This is a genomic window from Nocardioides aquiterrae (assembly GCF_039526625.1).
In the GTDB taxonomy this organism is placed as follows: domain Bacteria; phylum Actinomycetota; class Actinomycetes; order Propionibacteriales; family Nocardioidaceae; genus Nocardioides; species Nocardioides aquiterrae.
Window position 1 is genome coordinate 122,402 of sequence record NZ_BAAAJE010000002.1, and the last position, 18,610, is coordinate 141,011.

Annotated in this window: 21 protein-coding genes; 6 read left to right on the forward strand and 15 right to left on the reverse strand. The window is 72.5% G+C overall.

Annotated elements, in window-relative coordinates:
* Positions 1 to 2: 2 nt before the first annotated feature.
* Genes ABD086_RS03045 through ABD086_RS03065 form a run of 5 tightly spaced genes read right to left on the reverse strand, consistent with a single transcriptional unit; the run spans position 3 to position 5,989 of the window.
* On the reverse strand, positions 3 to 566 hold the full coding sequence (locus ABD086_RS03045; protein WP_343905521.1) for a DUF4396 domain-containing protein: 564 nt from the start codon (positions 564 to 566) through the stop codon (positions 3 to 5).
* Complete coding sequence (locus ABD086_RS03050; RefSeq protein WP_343905522.1) at positions 557 to 1,576, reverse strand: LLM class flavin-dependent oxidoreductase; 1,020 nt, start codon at positions 1,574 to 1,576, stop codon at positions 557 to 559. The genes ABD086_RS03045 and ABD086_RS03050 overlap by 10 nt, the downstream gene beginning before the upstream one ends.
* Before the next feature lie 24 nt (positions 1,577 to 1,600).
* A complete protein-coding gene (locus tag ABD086_RS03055) occupies positions 1,601 to 3,067 on the reverse strand; it encodes a hypothetical protein (protein WP_343905524.1) in 1,467 nt (488 codons plus the stop codon).
* 46 nt (positions 3,068 to 3,113) lie between these two features.
* Positions 3,114 to 4,907: an MFS transporter gene (locus tag ABD086_RS03060; protein WP_343905526.1), complete on the reverse strand. Its 1,794-nt coding sequence runs from the start codon at positions 4,905 to 4,907 to the stop codon at positions 3,114 to 3,116.
* Positions 4,904 to 5,989: a phosphatase PAP2 family protein gene (locus ABD086_RS03065; protein WP_343905528.1), complete on the reverse strand. Its 1,086-nt coding sequence runs from the start codon at positions 5,987 to 5,989 to the stop codon at positions 4,904 to 4,906. Before ABD086_RS03065 ends, ABD086_RS03060 begins: the two co-directional genes overlap by 4 nt.
* A gap of 90 nt (positions 5,990 to 6,079) precedes the next feature.
* Here ABD086_RS03065 and ABD086_RS03070 point away from each other — a divergent pair, with 90 nt between their 5' ends.
* The 4 genes from ABD086_RS03070 to ABD086_RS03085 are packed head-to-tail and all read left to right on the forward strand — an operon-like array spanning position 6,080 to position 8,457.
* Positions 6,080 to 7,264, forward strand: coding sequence for an MFS transporter (locus tag ABD086_RS03070; protein WP_343905529.1), 1,185 nt, complete (start codon positions 6,080 to 6,082; stop codon positions 7,262 to 7,264).
* Between the two features lie 10 nt (positions 7,265 to 7,274).
* The gene (locus ABD086_RS03075) at positions 7,275 to 7,829 is read left to right on the forward strand and encodes a TerD family protein (protein ID WP_343905531.1); all 555 of its coding nucleotides are present in this window, start codon (positions 7,275 to 7,277) and stop codon (positions 7,827 to 7,829) included.
* A gap of 27 nt (positions 7,830 to 7,856) precedes the next feature.
* Positions 7,857 to 8,162, forward strand: a complete 306-nt coding sequence (locus ABD086_RS03080) for a hypothetical protein (RefSeq protein WP_343905533.1) — start codon at positions 7,857 to 7,859, stop codon at positions 8,160 to 8,162.
* Between the two features lie 49 nt (positions 8,163 to 8,211).
* Positions 8,212 to 8,457 (forward strand): hypothetical protein, encoded by a 246-nt coding sequence (locus tag ABD086_RS03085; RefSeq protein WP_343905535.1) that lies wholly within the window; start codon positions 8,212 to 8,214, stop codon positions 8,455 to 8,457.
* On the opposite strand, the gene ABD086_RS03090 is transcribed toward ABD086_RS03085, so the two are convergent.
* The 10 genes from ABD086_RS03090 to ABD086_RS03135 all read right to left on the reverse strand — a co-directional run bounded on the left by ABD086_RS03090 (position 8,450) and on the right by ABD086_RS03135 (position 16,678).
* Positions 8,450 to 8,830, reverse strand: coding sequence for a carboxymuconolactone decarboxylase family protein (locus ABD086_RS03090; RefSeq protein ID WP_343905537.1), 381 nt, complete (start codon positions 8,828 to 8,830; stop codon positions 8,450 to 8,452). The two genes, ABD086_RS03085 and ABD086_RS03090, sit on opposite strands and share 8 nt — an antisense overlap.
* 70 nt (positions 8,831 to 8,900) lie before the next feature.
* Positions 8,901 to 9,701 (reverse strand): NAD(P)-dependent oxidoreductase, encoded by an 801-nt coding sequence (locus tag ABD086_RS03095; RefSeq protein ID WP_343905539.1) that lies wholly within the window; start codon positions 9,699 to 9,701, stop codon positions 8,901 to 8,903.
* On the reverse strand, positions 9,698 to 10,429 hold the full coding sequence (locus ABD086_RS03100) for an SDR family oxidoreductase (protein WP_343905541.1): 732 nt from the start codon (positions 10,427 to 10,429) through the stop codon (positions 9,698 to 9,700). The genes ABD086_RS03095 and ABD086_RS03100 overlap by 4 nt, the downstream gene beginning before the upstream one ends.
* A 16-nt stretch (positions 10,430 to 10,445) precedes the next feature.
* Positions 10,446 to 11,897 (reverse strand): aldehyde dehydrogenase, encoded by a 1,452-nt coding sequence (locus ABD086_RS03105; RefSeq protein WP_343905543.1) that lies wholly within the window; start codon positions 11,895 to 11,897, stop codon positions 10,446 to 10,448.
* A complete protein-coding gene (locus tag ABD086_RS03110) occupies positions 11,894 to 12,514 on the reverse strand; it encodes a nuclear transport factor 2-like protein (protein WP_343905545.1) in 621 nt (206 codons plus the stop codon). The genes ABD086_RS03105 and ABD086_RS03110 overlap by 4 nt, the downstream gene beginning before the upstream one ends.
* Entirely contained in the window at positions 12,511 to 12,711 is a 201-nt protein-coding gene (locus ABD086_RS03115; protein ID WP_343905547.1) for a ferredoxin, read from the reverse strand. Before ABD086_RS03115 ends, ABD086_RS03110 begins: the two co-directional genes overlap by 4 nt.
* A gap of 124 nt (positions 12,712 to 12,835) precedes the next feature.
* The gene (locus tag ABD086_RS03120; protein WP_343905549.1) at positions 12,836 to 14,161 is read right to left on the reverse strand and encodes a cytochrome P450; all 1,326 of its coding nucleotides are present in this window, start codon (positions 14,159 to 14,161) and stop codon (positions 12,836 to 12,838) included.
* A complete protein-coding gene (locus tag ABD086_RS03125; protein ID WP_343905551.1) occupies positions 14,158 to 14,934 on the reverse strand; it encodes an SDR family oxidoreductase in 777 nt (258 codons plus the stop codon). The genes ABD086_RS03120 and ABD086_RS03125 overlap by 4 nt, the downstream gene beginning before the upstream one ends.
* On the reverse strand, positions 14,931 to 16,151 hold the full coding sequence (locus ABD086_RS03130; protein WP_343905553.1) for a cytochrome P450: 1,221 nt from the start codon (positions 16,149 to 16,151) through the stop codon (positions 14,931 to 14,933). Before ABD086_RS03130 ends, ABD086_RS03125 begins: the two co-directional genes overlap by 4 nt.
* Positions 16,148 to 16,678 (reverse strand): TetR/AcrR family transcriptional regulator, encoded by a 531-nt coding sequence (locus ABD086_RS03135; RefSeq protein WP_343905555.1) that lies wholly within the window; start codon positions 16,676 to 16,678, stop codon positions 16,148 to 16,150. Before ABD086_RS03135 ends, ABD086_RS03130 begins: the two co-directional genes overlap by 4 nt.
* 112 nt (positions 16,679 to 16,790) lie before the next feature.
* On the opposite strand from ABD086_RS03135, the gene ABD086_RS03140 reads away from it, so the two are divergent.
* Positions 16,791 to 17,708, forward strand: coding sequence for a transporter substrate-binding domain-containing protein (locus tag ABD086_RS03140; RefSeq protein WP_343905557.1), 918 nt, complete (start codon positions 16,791 to 16,793; stop codon positions 17,706 to 17,708).
* Entirely contained in the window at positions 17,705 to 18,607 is a 903-nt protein-coding gene (locus ABD086_RS03145) for an amino acid ABC transporter permease (RefSeq protein ID WP_343905559.1), read from the forward strand. Before ABD086_RS03140 ends, ABD086_RS03145 begins: the two co-directional genes overlap by 4 nt.
* Positions 18,608 to 18,610: the final 3 nt, after the last annotated feature.

Below are 18,610 nucleotides of genomic sequence, written 5' to 3' on the forward strand. Positions count from 1 at the left end.
ATCTAGGACAAGGCGTCGGCGATCGCGACCACCAGTCCCCCGAGGAGGAACGCGGCGATCACCCCGACCAGCGAGCCGGTCGGGATCGCCGGGATCCACGGCCGGGCCGGCGTGTCCCCGTGGTGGTCGTGGTGCTCGTGGGTGAGCGCGTGCCCCTTGCCCCGCCGCAGCAGGGCGTGGTTGACCGGGTACGCCGCGGCGAACGCGACCACCAGCGCGAGCATCAGGCTCCACCAGAACACGACGTTGACCAGCCCGGCGTCGATGGCACCCGGGATCACCAGCATCACCAGGTTGTCGACGACCTCCATGGTGAGGATCGAGAGCGTGTCGGCGGCCAGCACGACCCTGAGCGCCGCGCCCGCGTCCATCCCACCGCGCAGCAACGGCAGGGTGGAGAGCGTGTAGCCGAAGCAGAACGCCAGCACGACCGAGATCGCCACGGTGGCGCCGTTGGCGAGCCCCGCCGCCGTGCCGACGAGCATGCCGACGATCTCCCCGATGGCGCAGCCGGTCAGGCAGTGCAGCGTGGCGCTGACCGCCATCCGGTCCAGGGTCAGCGCCACCCGAGCTCCGGGGCGACGTGGCGCAGCACGCTGTCGAGGAGGTGGACGTTGTAGTCGACGCCGAGCTGGTTGGGGACCGTCAGCAGCAAGGTGTCCGCGGCGGCGATGGCCTCGTCCTCGGCCAGCTCCCGCACGAGCTGGTCGGGCTCGCCGGCGTACGACTTGCCGAACCGGGCGATGCCCCCGTCGATGTGCCCGACCTGGTCCTGGCTGCTCGACTCGTGGCCGAAGTACGCCCGGTCCATGTCGTTGACGACCGGGAAGATGCTGCGGCTGACCGAGACGCGGGGCTCGCGCTCGTGGCCGGCGGCCTTCCACGCGTCGCGGAACCGCTGGATCTGCTCGGCCTGGAGCCGGTGGAACGGGACGCCGGTGTCCTCGGTCAGCAGCGTCGAGCTCATCAGGTTCATCCCCTGCTCGGCGGTCCACTCGGCGGTCGCCCGGGTGCCCGCGCCCCACCAGATCCGGTCGCGCAGGCCCTCGGAGTACGGCTCGATCCGCAGCAGGCCGGGCGGGTTCGGGAACATCGGCCGCGGGTTCGGCTCGGCGAACCCCTTGCCCTGGATCACCTCGAGGAAGACCCGCGCGTGGTCGCGCGCCATCGCGCCGTGGTCGTTGTCCTCGCCGGGCTCGTAGCCGAAGTAGCGGAACCCGTCGACGACCTGCTCCGGTGACCCGCGGCTGATGCCGAGCTCGAGCCGGCCGCCCGAGATCAGGTCGGCGGCCCCGGCGTCCTCGGCCATGTAGAGCGGGTTCTCGTACCGCATGTCGATGACGCCGGTGCCGATCTCGATCCGGCTGGTGCGCGCGCCGACGGCGGCGAGCAGCGGGAACGGCGAGGCGAGCTGGCGCGCGAAGTGGTGCACCCGGTAGTACGCCCCGTCGACGCCGATCTCCTCGGCGGCGACCGCGAGGTCGATCGACTGCAGCAGGGCGTCCGCCGCCGACCTCGTCTGCGACTGCGGGGAGGGCGTCCAGTGCCCGAACGAGAGGAACCCGATCTTCTTCATGCCGCTCCCAACAAGTTCGAGTCGTCAGTGTTCCCGTCCGGCGACGTGGTAGACGGTCCAGTTCCCCACAACGCGCTCTTGAATGTACTCACGGTCCAGGACGGGCTGCGCCGCCGTCGCGTCGACCCCCCAGGTGTCCAGGCTCGTGCCGTCGACCACGACCCAGGTCGGGCGGTCCGGTCCGGCCAGCACGCGGGTGAGCTCGGTCAGCTCGGGATCACGGACCCGGACCGGCAGGCTCCACAGCAGCGGGTACGGGCTTTGCAGCCCGGCCGCCTGGAGGATCGCGGGGTCGCCGAACGCGACCACAGCGGTGTCGCCGGGGCCGGCGGCGGCGGCTAGGTACTGCTTCACCCCGGCGTCGTCCGGCACCGGCCTGCCGACCACCGCGAGGGCCACCACCGACGCCAGCGCGGTGACGCCCGCGTACGCGACGGCGCCCGCCAGCCACCGCCAGCGCTCCGGACGGTGCCGGACCGTCGCCACGACGAGCAGCACGAGGGCCGGCACGGTGGCGATCAGGTAGTGCAGCCAGTAGCTGCCGCCGGCCACGACGACCACGGTCTCCCAGGCCAGCAGGGCCACCGCGACAAGGCGTACGTCGAGCGGCGCCGCCGCCGCCCGCCGGCGCCCCCGGCGGCCGGGGACCAGCGCGACCAGCGCCACCAGCACGACGCCCGCGGCTCCGCTCACGAGGAACGACGTGAGGAGCAGGTGCGCGCGCTCGTCGGTCGCGCTGCTCGCGGACGCGGAGATCACCTCGGCGGCCCGGCCCCGGAAGATCACGACGGCGTCCCAGAGCCCGGCGGGGTCGGTGCCGTTCGCGGCCGCCCAGGCCAGGATCACGGCCGTCGACGCGAGCGCCGCCGCGACGAACGCGGCCGCGCCGCGCGCCGCCGTCGCCCACGCGCGCTGCCACACCAGGGCGCCGATCGCCACCACCGCGGCCACCGCCACGTCGACCTCGCTCTGCTTCACGGCCGCGGCGGCGACCGCGAGGACCCCGGCGGCCGCCCACCACCGGCGGGCCAGCGCCACCAGACCGCCGAGCAGGAACGGCAGCGCGAGCAGCTCGCCGTTCACCTCGGTGGTGCCGAAGAACGGCGTGGCGAGGAAGATCGCGGCGGTGGCGGAGGCCGCCACCGCCGCGATCGGTCGGCCGGGTGCCAGGAGCCGGCCGAGCTCTCCCGCGAGCAGCACCGAGACGACGACCGCGAGGATCCCGAACACGCGGAGGGCGACCGCTCCGCCCGCGAGGTCCGCGAGCTGGAACAGGCCGATCAGCAGTGGCGGCCGGTCGACCCAGTAGTCGCCGTACAGCGACGTGCCCGGGCCCCACTGGGCGGCGACCATCAGGAACCCGCCCTCGTCGGGGCTGAGCGGACGGCTCAACACCGGTAGCCAGGCGGCGGCCGCCACCGCCGCGAGCCCACCCACGACCGCGGCCCGGGGCGCCCGGAGGAACGTCGGACGTCGAGCTGCGTCGAGCACGCCTCCGACGGTAGGCGGGCGACCTGAAGGAACGATGAAGTGCGGGTTACGGCATCGGCGGGCAGGAGGTGCCGCGCGGGAGCTTGTACGGCGCCGCGATCCGGTAGGTGCCGGGCGCGGGAGCGTGCAGCACCAGCCAGTCGTCGCGCGGGCCCCGCGTCGCGTCGTCGCTCTTCTCGGAGTCGAGGTGGGTCAGGCACGCCGGGCCGCCGCTCCCCAGGGCCTCGGCACCCTCGGTGGGGTCGACGTCGGGCAGCGGGTCGCCGTTCGCGTCGACCAGGCTGAGCCACGGGGAGTCGGCGATCCGGATCACGATCCGTCCCGCGACCGGCGTGGTGATCGTCAGCTCGGCGGCGTCATAGGCGACCACCTTCGCGGGCGGCGACACCAGCGGCGTCGGGTGGCGGACCTCGTAGAGCGCCCACTGGTCGTCCGACCAGACCCGGTCGAGGTACGGCAGCCCTCCGGCTACCAGCTCCGCCTCGTCGGCAGCGGCCGGGTCCGGGGCCGCAGCCGTGGAGAGCACCACGAACCGGACCGCCCACCGGCGCAGCCAGCGCTTGTAGGCGTCGGCGCTCAGCTCGCGGTCGCGGTAGAAGACGGGGTTGCGCTCGGCGTCGGCCTGCCGGTTCCAGCCCCGGGCGAGCGGGACGTGGGGAGCGAGCGCCGCGGCCTCGCGGTGGCTCTTGGTCGGGACCACCTCGACCCGCCCGAGGTCGGCGTCGCGCATCTGGAGCTCGTGGATGAGCGGGTCGATGTCGGACGTGAACGACGCCGGCGGCGCCGAGCTCACCACGTCGCGCACGGCGTACGCCGTCTGCCAGATCGTCGAGGTGATCAGGGCCATGCCGAGCAGCACCGCGGCGGCCCGGGCGCCGTACCGGCGGCCGACCAGCGACGTGCGCCACGGGCCGAGCGCGACGGCGGCGACGAGGACGACGCCACCGAAGAGCAGGCCGAGCCGGGAGACGTTGGTGCCGACCGGCGAGGGGATCAGCCAGGCGCCGACGACCGCGAGCACGTAGAGGACGCCGCCCGCCTGCACCAGCCGCCAGTGGCGCGGGGTCAGGATCACCACGGCCACGCCCATGACGACCGGCAGGATCGTGGAGTACCACGCCATCGGCTGGCGTCCCGAGAACGGGAAGAGCGCCGCCGAGACCGCCACCACCAGGATCGGCGGGATGCCGAGGGCGCACGCCGCCGCCCGGCGGCGGCGGACCCACAGGGCCACGGCCACGAGCCCGAGGAACGCACCGGCCACCGGGCTGGAGGCGGTCGCGAGCGCGCTCGCGAGCACCGCCAGCACGCCCCGGCCCCACCGCGCGGACCGGGCGGATCGGGCGGATCGGGCGGGTCGCTCCCACGGCCAGGCGAACACGACGCACAGCGCGAGCAGGCCGAAGAGGGTGCCGAGCGCGAACGTCACCCGGCCGGAGAGCGCGTTGCCGGCCAGTGCGACCGCGCCGTACAGCGCGACCTGCCACCGGCCCGGGCCCTCCCTGCGACCGACGGCCAGCCAGGCGAGCAGGCCGGCGGAGAGGGTGCCGGCGACGATCATCGAGGTGCGGACGCCGATCGCGGCCATGATGTACGGCGAGACGACGCTGTAGGACACCGGGTGCATGCCGCCGTACCAGCCGAGGTTGTAGGCGCTGCCCGGGTGGGTCCGGGCGAACTCGGCCCAGGCGTCCTGGGCGGCGATGTCCCCGCCGGAGGTCGCCAGGAACTGCCACCAGAGGAGGTGCAGGACGGCGGCGACGAGCAGCGCCGCCAGCACCGGCGGGACGGACCGGATCCGGTCGGGCACCACCAGCGGCGGCCGCTCGACCAGCGTCATCCCTCGTCCCGGGCCTCGAGCCGCGGCCAGTGCACGGTGAACCGCGCGAGCGCCACGGCCACCAGCGCGATGACGATGCCGGCGATGTCGTCGACGACGAAGTGCATCCCGAAGTAGATGGTCGCGACCATGACCACGGCCAGGTAGCCGGCCAGCACGATGCTGAGCAGCCGCATCCGCAGGTACAGGGCGACGAGCAGGATCGCGCAGGTGAACGCCGTGTGCAGGCTGGCGAACGCGGAGATGCTGGCGAAGGCGTCGGGCGCGGCCGGGTTGGCCAGCAGGTGCGCCCGGTCGACGAGGTACTCGGCCTGTGAGGCCGTGACGCCGGTCGGGGGGAGCTTCGCGAACTCCTCCGCGGCCGACGCGAACGGACCGAGGCTGGGCACCAGGTAGTAGGACCCGACACCGAGGATCCAGACCCAGATGCCCGCGAAGAGCATCACGTAGGAGTCCTTGACCCGCGGCAGCAGCGCGACGGCGCCGACCACGGCCGCGACGACGACGTACACGAAGACCTCGTAGAAGAACGCCAGGGGGCGGGCGGCGAGGTCGGTGCCGAGCAGGCCGTGCAGCAGCTCCGCGGGGCTGTGGCCGAGGAACAGCGTGCGGTCGAAGTCGAGCAGGTGCTGGTCGCGGTCGGTGTTGAACGCGTCCCAGCTCTTCAGGTTGCGGTAGCAGACGTAGACGACGTGGTAGGCGACCAGGCCCGAGACCACCAGGGCGGTGCGCTGCAGCGTCCAGCGCTCACGCAGCGTCCGCCAGGCGGCCGGCAGGAAGCCCCGGGCCGCGCGGTGGCGCCAGAGCGTGCGGACGGCGGCGTCGACCACGACGAGCACCAGCCCGAGCGTGACGGCGCTCTGCAGGCGGCCGCTGAACATCCGGCCGCCCGGGTCGCGCATCGGGACGCCCACCTGCTGGGAGCGAGCGAACGTGATGATCGCGAACACCGCGACGATCGACCAGAGCACGGCGGTCAGGCGGAGGGCCTCGCGGCGCGACGTGCCGCCGGCCGGCGCGGGCCGCTCGCCCGTCCGGTCGGTCCGCTCCGGGAGGGGGCGGAGCTGCTCGTGCGCGCTCACGCCGTACCCGCCGTCATCACCGCCAGCACGCTTGTGACTTTATCGTTACCTGCGGGTTTGCCTCGCATCGCGATGGCGGACACTGGCTCGATGACCGTGACGCCGTCGACGTGGACCCCGTGGCGCTCGGTCGTCGCGTTCGGCGTCGTGTCGCTCGCGGCGGACATGGTCTACGAGGGGATGCGGTCGGCGGCCGGGCCGTTCCTGGGCTCCCTCGGCGCGTCCGCGGTGACGGTCGGACTCGTGACCGGCGGTGGCGAGGCCGTCGCGCTCGCGCTGCGGCTGGTCACCGGCCCGGTCGCCGACCGGACCGGTCGGCACTGGGGCCTGACCACGCTGGGCTACGGGCTCACGGCCGTCTGCGTGCCGCTGCTCGCGATCGCCCCGTTCCTCGGGGGCGCCGGGGTGGCGGTGGCCAGCCTGCTGATCCTCGCCGAGCGCACCGGCAAGGCGATCCGCTCCCCCTCGAAGTCCGCGCTGCTCGCGGGGATGGCGGCGTCGGTGGGGCGGGGCCGCGGGTTCGCCGTGCACAAGGCCCTGGACCAGGTGGGCGCGTTCGCGGGGCCGCTGGTGGTCGCGGGCTGCGCCGCGCTGTCCGGCGAGCTCTGGCTCGGCTTCCTCGTGCTCGCGATCCCGGGTGCCGTCTCGTTGGTGCTGCTCGCCGACCTGCGCCGGCACGCGCCGATCGAGGAGCCGCGTCCGCGGCCCCGGCGGCCGCGGCACGAGCGGGTCCGGCTGCCGCGGTCGTTCCGCCTGTTCGCCTTCTCGTGCTCGGCGAGCACGCTCGGCCTGATGACCTTCGGGGTCGTCTCCTACGCCTTCGTTGACGCCGGGCTGGTCTCGCTCGCGGTCGTCCCGGTGGTGTACGCGGGCGCGATGGCCGTCGAGGCCGTTGCCGCGCTGGGCACCGGGCTCGCCTACGACCGGATCGGCCCGCGTGTGCTGTACCCGCTGCCCCTGCTGGTCGCTGCCGTCCCTGCTCTCGTGTTCGCCCCGGCCCTCGGCGCGGTGCTCGCCGGCGTCGTGCTGTGGGGGCTCGCGACCGGCGTCCAGGACTCGACGGTGAAGGCGCTCGTGGCCGACCTGGTGCCGGACGAGTCGCTGGCCACGGCGTACGGCGTCTTCGCGGCCGCCCAGGGCGGGGCGGCCCTGGTCGGCGGCGTGCTGGCGGGGGCCCTCTACGCCGACCACCTCGGGCTGCTGGTGACGGTCGTCGCCGTCCTCCAGGCGGTCGCGCTGGCGACGCTGGTCCCGGCGGTGCGGCACCGGGGGTAGGTTCGGCGACGTGATCGAGCTGAGCCGCGGTGAGGAGCTGGACCTCGACGGAGTGACCCGGGTCCGGATGGGGCTGGGGTGGGACCGGCTGCCGAACGCCGGCGCCGCCGGGAGCGGGCTGCCGGACGTCGACCTGGACGCCTCGGCGGTGCAGTTCGCCGGTGGGCAGCTCTTCGACCTGGCGTTCTACAACAACCTGAGCACCCGCGACGGCTCGGTCGTGCACCTCGGCGACAACAAGACCGGCCGCGGTGAGGGCGACGACGAGGAGATCACCGTCGACCTGGCCCGGGTGCACGGACCGGTCGACACCGTGTTCTTCGTGGTCAGCAGCTACCAGGGCCACAGCCTGGAGTGGATCGCCCGGGCCTCCTGCCGGATCGTCGACGAGGAGCGCGGCACCGAGCTGGCCCGGTTCACGATGACCAACGGCGTGCCCGAGACGGGGCTGGTCCTGGCGAAGCTGGTCCGCCAGGGCGCCGGCTGGAAGCTGGTCACCATCGGCCGGGGCATCGCGATGCGGGTGCCGTCGGAGTCGACCGCCAAGCTCCGCCCGTTCCTCTGAGGCGTCCCGCTGGGGTACAACACCGGTATGGGGACTCCTCGGGAAGACGCGGAGAACGCCGTCGTGTTCCTCGCCGTCGGCGGGGTGCTCGCCTCCGTGCTGGGCGGCGTGCTCGCCGCGACCCAGTGGCCGAGTGACCAGGGCTTCGAGCACCACGGCAACGCCTTCGTCGCCTTCGTCGGCGCCGCGATCGGCCTCCTGGGGCAGCTCGCGCTGTTCGTCGCGCTCGTGGCGGTCGGCGCCCGGCTCGGGGTGCGCTGGTCCGGGCTCCTCGACCCCGAGCCCTCCGAGCCGCCGCCCCCGCGCTCGTACCTGGACGAGGACGGCCTCTGACCCACGTCGAGTCGAGATTCAACGGGGGCGGGGTGGGTACCGGTCCTCCATGGCCGCCCCCGATCCCGTCGCCGACCGCACCGGCCTGTGGGCGGTCTCGCTGGTGATCGGCGTGCTGGTGGTGTGGGCGGCGACCGCCGACCTGCTCGGGGGCGAGGTCGGTTTCACGATCGCCGTGGCCCTGGGCGCCGTGGCGGCCTGCCTGGCCTGGCGCGACCGGATCACCTACGACCTGGTGTCGAACATGGGGCTGGTCGGCGTCCCGCTCCTCATCGTGGGGCTGTCGGTCACCTAGGAGCCTGCTGCGCCTGCGCGATCGTCTCCTCCACGACCTGGTTCACCCGCGAGCCGCTGGGCCAGCCGGCGTAGTGGCAGAGCAGGATCACGATCTCGCGCAGCTGCTGCTCGTCGAGCTCGCCGGCGGCGTACGCCGCGGGGATCTGGATGGTGAGCACGTCGTGCTGGTTGGAGCCCGTGAGCAGGCCGATCAGCAGCAGCCGCCGGTCGCGGTCGCTGAGCCCGGGCCGGTTCCAGATGTCGGCGAACAGGTGGTCCGCGGTGTAGGCGAAGAAGTCGCCGGTCCCGTCGGTCATCTCGAAGCCGTAGACCTGCTCCATCCTCTCCAGGCCGCGGCGGCGGACCTCCGGGAGGTCGTCGAACTTGCCCATTACTCGGGGTCCCCTCGGAATTGTGGGTTGGAGGAGCGAAGCGGGGGAAAGCCAGAATTCCGTGGGGTGTTCACACACCGAGCCCTTTCCCCAGCCGTGGCAGCGCCTCGCGTGCCAGCGGTACGTCGGCGCCCAGCTCGTCGGCGAGCGCGATCGCGAACGCCAGGTCCTTCTCCCCCAGCGCCCGCACGTGGTCGAACACGCCGTACCAGAAGTCGCCGGGGTCGAGCTGCGCCGTGGTGTCGCGGTACATGATCGCGCCCGGCCCGCCGGTGACGCGGTCGGTGTGCCGGACCACCTCCCCCAGGGCCTCCAGGTCGAGGCCGGCCGCCTCGGCGAGCCGCTGGGCCTCGGTCACCGCGGTGAACGCGACGAAGTGGACCAGGTTGCGGGCCAGCTTCATCCGGGTGCCGGCGCCGAGCGGACCGGCGTGCACGACCTTCGAGCCCAGCGCGTCCAGCGCCGGCCGGGCGACGTCGAGGGCGTCGCCGGAGCCACCGACCATGATCGCGAGGGAGCCCTCGGCCGCACCCATCGGCCCGCCGGAGACCGGGGCGTCGAGCACCGTCAGCCCCTCCGCCGCGAGCTCCGCCGGGGTGCCCGGCGCGACCGTCGAGTGGACGACCAGCACGGGCCCCGGGCCGACGGCCCGCGCGACCTCGCGGACCTGGTCGTCGTCGCGCACCATCACGCACACCACGTCGGCGCCGAGCGCCTCGACGCCCGGCGCCGCGGTCGCCCCGGCGGCCACCAGCGCCGCGACCGGCTCCGGCGCCACGTCGTACACGGTCAGGTCGATGCCGTCGGCCGCGGCCAGGCGGAGCGCCATCGGCTTCCCGATGCTGCCGAGACCGACGAAGCCCACTTTCATGCGCGGAACGTCTGTCCGCCGTCGACCGCGATGATCTGACCGGTCACCCACGCCGACTCGTCGGAGAGCAGGAACAGGCAGGCGCCGACCATGTCCTCGGGCTGCCCCATCCGCTTGAGCGCGAGGTCCTTGACCAGCTCCTTCGCGGCGTCGCCCGCCTGCGTGCGGGTCGCAGCGGTGTCCGTCGGCCCCGGCGCGATCGCGTTGACCCGGATGTTCATGCCGCCGAGCTCGTGGGCCAGCTGCTGGGTCAGGCCGTTGATGCCGACCTTGGCCAGGCCGTAGAAGCCGGAGTAGAGGTACGCCGCGGTGCTCGACTGGTTGACGATCGACCCGCCGCCGCGCCGCTGCAGCTCGGGGTAGACCGCGCGGGTCATCACCAGCGCGCCGTCCATGTTCACCGACATGAACCTGCGGTAGTAGTCCCAGTCGACGCTGATCAGCAGGTCGAACTCCATCTCGCCGTAGATCGCGGCGTTGTTGACCAGCCCGTCGATGCCGCCGAACCGCTCGACGGTCGCGGCGACCAGTGCCGCCGCGTCCTCGTGCGAGGAGACGTCGGTGCGCACGAAGAGCCCGCCGACGTCGGCCGCGACCTTCTCCCCCGCCTCGACGGCGAGGTCGGCCACCACGACCGAGGCCCCCTCGGCCGCGAGCGCCCGCGCGTACGCCTCGCCGATGCCCTGCGCGGCGCCGGTGACGACGACGACCTTGTTCTCGAAACGCATGCTCGTCTTCCCCTTGTCAGGCGGGTTCGGCCACGGTCTTCGTCTCGAGGTACTCCTCGAACCCCGCGACCCCCATCTCCCGGCCGAGGCCGGACTGCTTGTAGCCGCCGAACGGGGCGTCCGGGCTGAACCAGACCCCGCCGTTGACCGCGATCGTGCCGGTGCGGATCCGCGCGGCGACCGCCCTCGCCCGCTCGAGCGACCCGGACTCGACCGAGCCCGAGAGCCCGTACGGCGAGTCGTTGGCGATCCGCACCGCGTCGTCGTCGCCGTCGTGCGCGATCACGACCAGCACCGGGCCGAAGATCTCCTCCTGCGCCAGGAGCGAGGAGTTGTCCAGGCCTGCGATCACCGTCGGCTCGACCCAGTGACCGTCCCGGTCGATCACCCGGCCGCCGGTGGCGAACGTGCCACCCTCCTCCTCGGCCAGCCGCAGGTACGACTCGACCCGGTCGCGCTGCGCCCGCGAGATCACCGGGCCGCAGATCGCACCCGGGTCGGCCGGGTCCTTGGCGCCGATCGACGCCATGGTCGCGGCGGCGACCTGCACGGCCTCGTCGTACCTCTCGCGGGGCACCAGGAGCCGGGTGGTGAGCGCGCATCCCTGGCCGGCGTGGATGCAGGCGGCGAACGCGGTCGCACCGGCCGCCGCAGCGATGTCGGCGTCGTCGAGGACGATCGCCGCCGACTTGCCGCCGAGCTCGAGGAACACCTTCTTCAGGGTCGGTGCGGCGGCGGCCATGATCGAGCGGCCGGTCGCCGTCGAGCCGGTGAAGGACACCATGTCCACCCGCGGGTCGGTCGCCAGCAGGGCGGCGACCTCGTTCGCCTGGGGCGTGACCACGTTGACCACCCCCGCGGGGATGTCGGTGTGCTCGGCCACCAGCCGGCCGAGCTCGCACGCGACCCACGGGGTGTCCGGCGCAGGCTTGAGCGCGACGGTGCACCCGGCGGCCAGCGCGGGCCCGATCTTCGCGAGGTTGATCTGGGTCGGCACGTTCCACGGCGTGATCGCCGCGACCACACCGACCGGCTCGCGCCGTACCGTGCGCCGGCTGGGCATGCCCATCGGCTCGGCGACGCCGAGGTCGGTCTCGAACTCGTACGACTCCAGCAGGTCGGTCACCCATCGCAGCCCGTCGACCGGTACGTCGAAGCCGGCCGCGCCCATCATGAAGCCGGGCATGCCGACCTCGGCGGTCGTGAGCTCCTTGAAGGCGTCCGCGTCGTCGAGCAGGGCGGCGTGCAGCTGGCGCAGGCAGCGCACCCGCAACGCGGTGTTCGTCGACCAGTCGGTCTCGTCGAAGGCCTGGCGGGCGGCGGCGATCGCGGCGTCGACGTCGGCGGCCGTCCCGTCGGGGGCGACGCCGATCTCCTGTCCCGTGGCCGGGTTCAGGATCGGGTAGGTCGCCGCGGCACCGACGAGCTTGCCGTCGATGAGCTGCTGGGCCGGTGGCGGGAGGCTCATGCCGTGGGCTCCTGGGTGATGCTCTGCTGCGTGATGTGGGCGCCGCGCTCGACCGGCGGCGGCCAGACCGTCGACGGGAGGTCCTCGGGCCGGTAGTGCCCCGGCACCTCCAGCCCGAAGACCTGGAGCCGCTGCATCAGCCTGTCCGGCGCCTTGCCCGACTTCACGACCCGGCCCATGGTGTGCGCCATGGCGCCGAAGTCGAACCAGTCGCGCTGCCAGGCGAACTTCAGCTCACCGCCGGGCTGGCGCTCGACGCCGAACCAGCTGCCGCCCAGGCCCGGGATCTCGAACTCGCGTCCGGTCTCGTCGTCGACGATGCCGGCCCGCTGCTTCCAGAACCCCACGACCATGGCGTTCTTCTCGTCGATCACGGTCGCCTGGTAGTCGTAGTGCCAGCCGTCGAAGCCGTCCATCTCGATGCCGATCGCCCAGTCCCGGATCTGCTCGCGGCCCACGGCCATGAAGTGCTCGTCGGGCGTCAGCATCCACCCGTACGTCGCGTCCTCGGCGTACCAGTCGGCCATCGGCCGCCAGTCGCCCGACCGCTCGGCCCGGCGGTTGACGTCGAGCCAGGTCGCCCAGAACGCCTCGATCTCGGCCCTCGTGATGCTCACTGATCCTCCTCGATGGCCAGCGCCATGGCCGGGCAGTAGCGGACCGCGGCCCGCACCTGCGGCCGCAGGGACTCGTCGGGGTGCTCCTGGAGCACGGTCACCTGGTCGGCGGCGGCGTCGAAGCCGAACACGTCCGGCGCCTCGCCCTGGCACATCTGGTGCGCCTGGCACAGGCCCAGGTCCGCGACCACCCTCATCGGGCACCCCCGGGAACGTCGTTGGTCGAGCAGCGAGCGCCAGCGAGCGTCGTCGAGACCCCGGAAGGTTGCGCGCCTGCCTCGAGTGCGGGGGTCTCGACAAGCTCGACCAACGGCGTGGCGCTCATCGCCGCCTCCGGCGGTACGTCACCCGGCAGGGCTGCTGGAGCTGGACGACCATCTTCGAGACGTCGTCGCGGTAGGTCTCGGAGGGCTGGGCCATCTCGAACTCGTAGTCGCGCAGGATCACCGAGAAGATCGCCTTCATCTGCATCATCGCGAACGCGTTGCCGACGCAGCGGTGCTTGCCGGCGCCGAACGGGATCCACGTCCACCGGTTCTGGAGGTCCTCCTGGCGCTGGTCCAGGTAGCGGCCCGGGTCGAAGGAGTCCGGCTCCGGGAAGTCGGCGGCGATCCGGTTCGACACGCGCGGCGACGCGGCGACCACGGTGCCGACCGGGATGGTGTGGCCGGCCAGCTCGATCTCCTCGGCCACCACGCGCATCAGGATGATCAGCGGCGGGTGCAGCCGCAGGGTCTCCTTGAGCGCCGCCTCCAGCCGCGGGATCGAGCGCAGCGCCTGGAACGACACCTCCGCCCCGTCGGCGTACAGGTCGTCGAGCTCGGCGACGACGTCCTTCATCACCTGCGGGTGCCGCATCAGCTCGATCAGCGCCCACGACGCGGTGCCGGACGAGGTGTGGTGCCCGGCGAACATCATCGAGATGAAGATGCCGGTGACGTAGTCGGCGCTCATGTCGATCGAGATCAGGACGTCGAGCAGGTCGCGCTCGTCGCGCGGCACCGTCCCGCGCTCCTTGCGGCGGTCGATGATGCCCTGCACCAGCTCGACCAGCCGCTCACGCGCGGCGTCGCGTACGCGGAACGACTCGATGTCGGCGTACGGGTCGACGTAGGCGATCGCGTCGGTGCCGCGCTCGAGGTCGTGGTAGGCCTTGGCGAACGACGCGTCGAGCTCCTCGCGGAACGGCTTGCCGATCAGGCAGGCCGACGTCGTGTAGATCGTCAGCTCGGCGAACCAGTCGAGCAGGTCGATCTCGCCCTCGTCGCCCCAGTCCGCCACCATCCGGCGGATCTCGGCCTCGATCGTCGACGCGTGGCCGCGCATCATGTCACCGCGCAGCGCCTGGTTCTTCAGCATCTGCTGGCGCTCCTCGGGCGAGGCGTCGAAGACCACGCCCTTGCCGAAGATCGGCGTCATGAAGGGGTACGCCGCGGCCTGGTCGAGCGTCGAGTCGGGAGCCCGGAAGAACTGCTCCTGCGCCTCCGCGCCGAAGACCAGCACGACGTCCTGGTCGGCGAGCCGGAACCGGCCGATCTCGCCGCACTCGTCGTACACGCGCTGGAACAGGCCGATCGGGTCGACCCGCATCTCGGCGAGGTGGCCGTGCCCGTCATCGGGAACGGCGTAGGAGACTTCGCGGATCACGTGTCCTCCAACGGTGCCTCGGGCGTCACCTCGACGAGGTTCAGGTGCACGCCGCGCGGCGCCGAGACGATCGTGCTGATCGCCTCGCCGATCGCCCGCGGCTTCAGGAAGTGCGGGTGGCGCGCGAACCCGAAGCGCACCCAGTGGTTGAGCACCTCAGCGCCGGCCTCAGGGTCCCAGTCGGAGCCCATCTCGCTCCACGTGCCACCAGGGCGCACGATCGACGCCCGGACGCCGGTGCCCTCGAGCTCCATCTGCATCGCGTGCGCCATGCCCTCGAGACCCCACTTTCCGGCGGCGTACGACGACATGAACGGCCGGGCGCGGACGGCGACGTCGCTCGAGACGAAGACGATGTCGCCACGACGGCGCTCGACCATGCCGGGAGCGACCGCGCGCACCATCCGGTGCGCACCGACGACGTTGAGGTCGAGCTCGCGGGCGAACCGCTCGCTGTCCACCTCGTGTACGACGCCCGGGCCTACGGCGCCGGCGTTGTTCACGAGGACCTCGATGTCACCGAGGTCGGCGGTCGCCGCCTTCACGAACGCGTCGACCGAGTCGGCGTCGGTGATGTCGAGCGCGTGGACGAACGCCTCTCCCCCGGCCTCCCGGATCGCGACCGCGACGTCCTCGCACTTGTCGGTACGACGCGCGCCCAGCGCGACCGGGTAGCCCGCGGCCGCGAGGACGAGTGCGGTCGCGGCACCGATGCCCGAGGACGCGCCGGTGACGACGGCGGGCCGGCGGTCCGGCTGGACGTACTTGCTCATCTCGCCACCACCCGCATGGGAGCGACGGCGAACCCGCGGACGTTGACCGAGTGGACCCGCCGGCAGGCGTCGTGGTCGACCTCGATCGAGCGGGCGCGCTCGACGAGCGCGGTCAGCGCCACGCGCGCCTCCAGCCGGGCCAGGTTGGCGCCGAGGCAGAAGTGCCGGCCGCCGCCGAAGGACAGGATCCTCGCCAGCTCGTCGGCGTCGCGCGTGATGTCGTACTCGCCCGGCCGGGAGAACACCGCCTCGTCGCGGTTGGCCGAGCCCAGGCAGAGCAGCAGCTTGGAGCCCTGCGGGGCGACCCGGCCGTGCAGCTCGACGTCGCGCAGCAGGTAGCGCGCCAGGAGCTGGCTCGAGGTGTCGAACCGCAGGGTCTCCTCGACCCACGGCGCCACGAGCTCGGGGCTCCCGGCACCTCCGAAGACCAGCGCCTGCTGCCCGGGGTGCCGGGTGAGGTGGTACGCCGCGTGCCCGAGCAGCTTGGTCGTCGTCTCGTTGCCGGCGACGACCATGAGGAACAGGAACGCGATGACGTCGTCGTCGGTCAGCCGCTCGCCGTCGATCTCGGCCTCGACGAGCGCGCTGGTGAGGTCGTCGGTCGGCCGCCGCCGCCGCTGGGCGACCATGTCGATGAAGTACGCGACCATCCAGAGCGACGCCTCGGCGCCCGCGGGCGGCACGTCGTGGACGCCGTCCTCGCGGTGGACGACGATGTCGGCCTGCCGGCGCACCTCCGCGCGGTCCTCCTCGGGGACGCCCATCATCTCGGAGATGACGTCCATGGGGAGCTTGCCGGCGAAGTCGGCGATCCAGTCGAACTCGCTCCGCTCCATGCACTCGCCCAGGTAGCGGTCGGTGAGCTGCTGGATGCGCGGGAGGAGGTCGTGGACCCGGCGCGGGGTGAAGCCGCGTGACACCAGCGAGCGCAGCCGCTTCTGGCGGGGCGGGTCCATGCCGAGGATCGACATCACCTTGTACGCCGAGGGGCCCCACGCCGACTTCTCGATCGCGACTCCGTGGGAGTTGGAGTAGGTGCCCTCGGTCCGCATCGCCGCGGCGACGTCCGCGTGCCGGGTCAGCGCCCAGAGGTCGAGGTCCGGGTTGTGGTGCAGCGGCTCGTGCTCGCGCAGCCAGGCGTACGTCGGGTAGGGGTCGTCCTGGAAGGCGTAGTCGTAGGGGTCCAGCACGGTCGGGCTGCTCTGCACCGTCGTCATGTGTTGCCCCTCATGATCACCGCGACGACCGCGTCCAGCCGCTCGCCCATCTCGGTGTAGGTCATCAGCCCCATGCCCGCCTGGAGCAGCGCGCCGGAGAACGCCAGGCCCAGCGCCTCCACCAGCGCGGGGTCGGCGGCACCGACGGCGGCCCGGAACCGGCGGACCAGCTCGCCGCCGATCCGCAGCCGCAGCTCCTCGACCTCGGGGTCGGTGCCGAGGAGCGCCGGGGTCACGGCCGCGGCCAGCTCCGGGGCGGAGGCCAGCCGCTGCGACAGGTGGCGGGTCACCGACCGGACCCGCTCGAGCGGGTCCGCACCCGCGGGCGCGCCGGCGCCGTCCTCGACGAGGAAACGCCAGAACAGCTCGGCGTACAGGCGGTTCTTCGACGCCAGGTAGGTGTACGCCGTGGCGGAGGAGACGCCCGCGCGCTTAGCGACGGTCCGGATCGTCAGCGTGTGCGGCCCGACCGCGCGCAGCTCCTCGCGGCCGGCTTCGAGCAGGAGCTCGACGGTCGGGCTGGACACCTGTCCAAATTAGAACGTGTTCCGGTTTGTCCGCAAGCCCCCGCACGACCCGCGTTTCTGTCATCCTGCGAACAACGCGGACCCCGTCCGCCCCTCGTCGAGGAGGCTGTCCATGTTCAAGCGGCACACCCTGGTGGCGGCGACGACGCTGCTCACGGCCCTGCTCCTCGCGGGCTGCGGCGGCTCCGACAGCGGCGGCGGCGGGTCGGACCAGCCGGCGGCCGGCAGCGGGGTCTGCGGCCAGGGCGAGCCGACGGGCCTGCTCAAGGAGGTGTGCGACCGCGGGAAGATCACGGTGTCGACGGACCCGTCCTACCCGCCCCAGTCGTCGCTGGACCCGAAGACGAACGAGTTCGTGGGCTTCGACATCGACGTCGCGACCGAGATCGCGCACCGGCTCGGCGTCGGCATCGACTGGCAGACGCCGAGCTGGGACGTCATCACCGCCGGCAGCTGGAACGACCGCTGGCAGATGAGCGTCGGCTCGATGACCCCGACCAACGCCCGCCAGAAGGTCCTGGACTTCAGCCAGCCCTACTACTACACGCCCGCGGTCGTGGTCGTGAACTCCGACAACACCAGTGTCACGGACCTGAGCACCGACCTGGACGGCAAGAAGATCGGCGTCTGCTCGGGCTGCACCTACGAGCAGTACCTGGACAAGACCCTGGCGATCAAGGGCTTCACGTTCGACTTCGTGATCGACGACGCCGACATCCACGGCTACGACACCGACACCACCGCCCTCCAGGACCTCGCGCTCGGCGACGGCACCCGCCTCGACGCCGTCATCACCTCGCTGACGACCGCCCAGGGCTACGCCGACGCCGGCAACCCGGTCAAGATCGTCGGCGACCCGGTGTTCTACGAGCCGCTGGCGGTCGCCATCGACAAGTCCTCGGAGCAGGACCCGGCCCCGCTGGCCGACGCGGTCGACAAGATCGTCGGCGAGATGCACGCCGACGGCACGCTGAGCGAGCTCTCCAAGAAGTGGTACGACGGCGTCGACCTGACCGTCTCGCAGCAGTGACCGCGGAGCCGCAGCAGCCGGAGGCACCGCTGGAGCGGCTCGCGCTCGCCAGCGCGCGGGTGCCGTTCCGGCTGAAGGTGGCGCTCGTCTGGGTCGTCATCTTCGTGCTGCTCGCACTGTTCTTCGTGGCGGCCGGCATCGACCGCCAGTGGATCCAGGACAACATCCGGTACATCGCCGGCGGCCTGCGCTTCACGATCACCATGGCGATCGGCGGGATCGTGATCGCGATCGTGCTCGCGACCCTCGGCGCCCTGGCCCGGCTGTCGTCGAACCCGATCGCCTACGGCATCTCGGGCTTCTACGTGTCCTTCTTCCGGGGCACGCCGCTGATCGTGCAGATGTTCCTCATCTACCTGGCGCTGCCGCCCGCCGCCCGGAACCTGAGCGACAAGTACGGCTGGCTCCCCGCCGGCTTCGAGACCGCGCTGATCCTGGGGCCGGCCGTGGCCGGCACCATCGCGCTCGGCCTGAACTACGGCGCCTACATGACCGAGATCTTCCGCGCCGGCATCCAGGCCGTCGCGGTCGGCCAGTCCGAGGCGGCGGACGCGCTCGGGATGACGCACGGCCAGAAGATGCGCAAGGTGATCCTGCCGCAGGCGTTCCGGGTGATCATCCCGCCGACCGGCAACGAGTTCATCGCGATGATGAAGGACACCGCCCTGGTGTCGTTCCTCGGCGTGACGATGGCGAGCGCGGAGATCTTCCGGCGCGCCCAGGTCCTCGGCAAGGCCGACTTCAAGAACCTCGAGGCCTACCTCGCCTGCGCGCTGCTCTACTGGGGCCTCACCGCGATCTTCTCGTTCTTCCAGCGCCGGCTGGAGAACCGGCTGGCCCGCGGCTACGTGCGGACACCGGTGAAGATCGCGACGATCGACCACGACGGGGGCGTGTGATGG

Excerpts from the sequence above, each read along its gene's own strand:
- ABD086_RS03085 (WP_343905535.1), top strand. The coding sequence starts at position 8,212 with ATGGCCGCCCCCGATCCCGTCGCCGACCGCACCGGCCTGTGGGCGGTC.
- ABD086_RS03130 (WP_343905553.1), bottom strand. The coding sequence starts at position 16,151 with ATGACGACGGTGCAGAGCAGCCCGACCGTGCTGGACCCCTACGACTAC.
- ABD086_RS03115 (WP_343905547.1), bottom strand. The coding sequence starts at position 12,711 with ATGAGGGTGGTCGCGGACCTGGGCCTGTGCCAGGCGCACCAGATGTGC.
- ABD086_RS03100 (WP_343905541.1), bottom strand. The coding sequence starts at position 10,429 with ATGCGTTTCGAGAACAAGGTCGTCGTCGTCACCGGCGCCGCGCAGGGC.
- ABD086_RS03070 (WP_343905529.1), top strand. The coding sequence starts at position 6,080 with ATGACCGTGACGCCGTCGACGTGGACCCCGTGGCGCTCGGTCGTCGCG.
- ABD086_RS03140 (WP_343905557.1), top strand. The coding sequence starts at position 16,791 with ATGTTCAAGCGGCACACCCTGGTGGCGGCGACGACGCTGCTCACGGCC.
- ABD086_RS03105 (WP_343905543.1), bottom strand. The coding sequence starts at position 11,897 with ATGAGCCTCCCGCCACCGGCCCAGCAGCTCATCGACGGCAAGCTCGTC.
- ABD086_RS03090 (WP_343905537.1), bottom strand. The coding sequence starts at position 8,830 with ATGGGCAAGTTCGACGACCTCCCGGAGGTCCGCCGCCGCGGCCTGGAG.
- ABD086_RS03125 (WP_343905551.1), bottom strand. The coding sequence starts at position 14,934 with ATGAGCAAGTACGTCCAGCCGGACCGCCGGCCCGCCGTCGTCACCGGC.
- ABD086_RS03050 (WP_343905522.1), bottom strand. The coding sequence starts at position 1,576 with ATGAAGAAGATCGGGTTCCTCTCGTTCGGGCACTGGACGCCCTCCCCG.
- ABD086_RS03080 (WP_343905533.1), top strand. The coding sequence starts at position 7,857 with ATGGGGACTCCTCGGGAAGACGCGGAGAACGCCGTCGTGTTCCTCGCC.
- ABD086_RS03060 (WP_343905526.1), bottom strand. The coding sequence starts at position 4,907 with ATGACGCTGGTCGAGCGGCCGCCGCTGGTGGTGCCCGACCGGATCCGG.
- ABD086_RS03095 (WP_343905539.1), bottom strand. The coding sequence starts at position 9,701 with ATGAAAGTGGGCTTCGTCGGTCTCGGCAGCATCGGGAAGCCGATGGCG.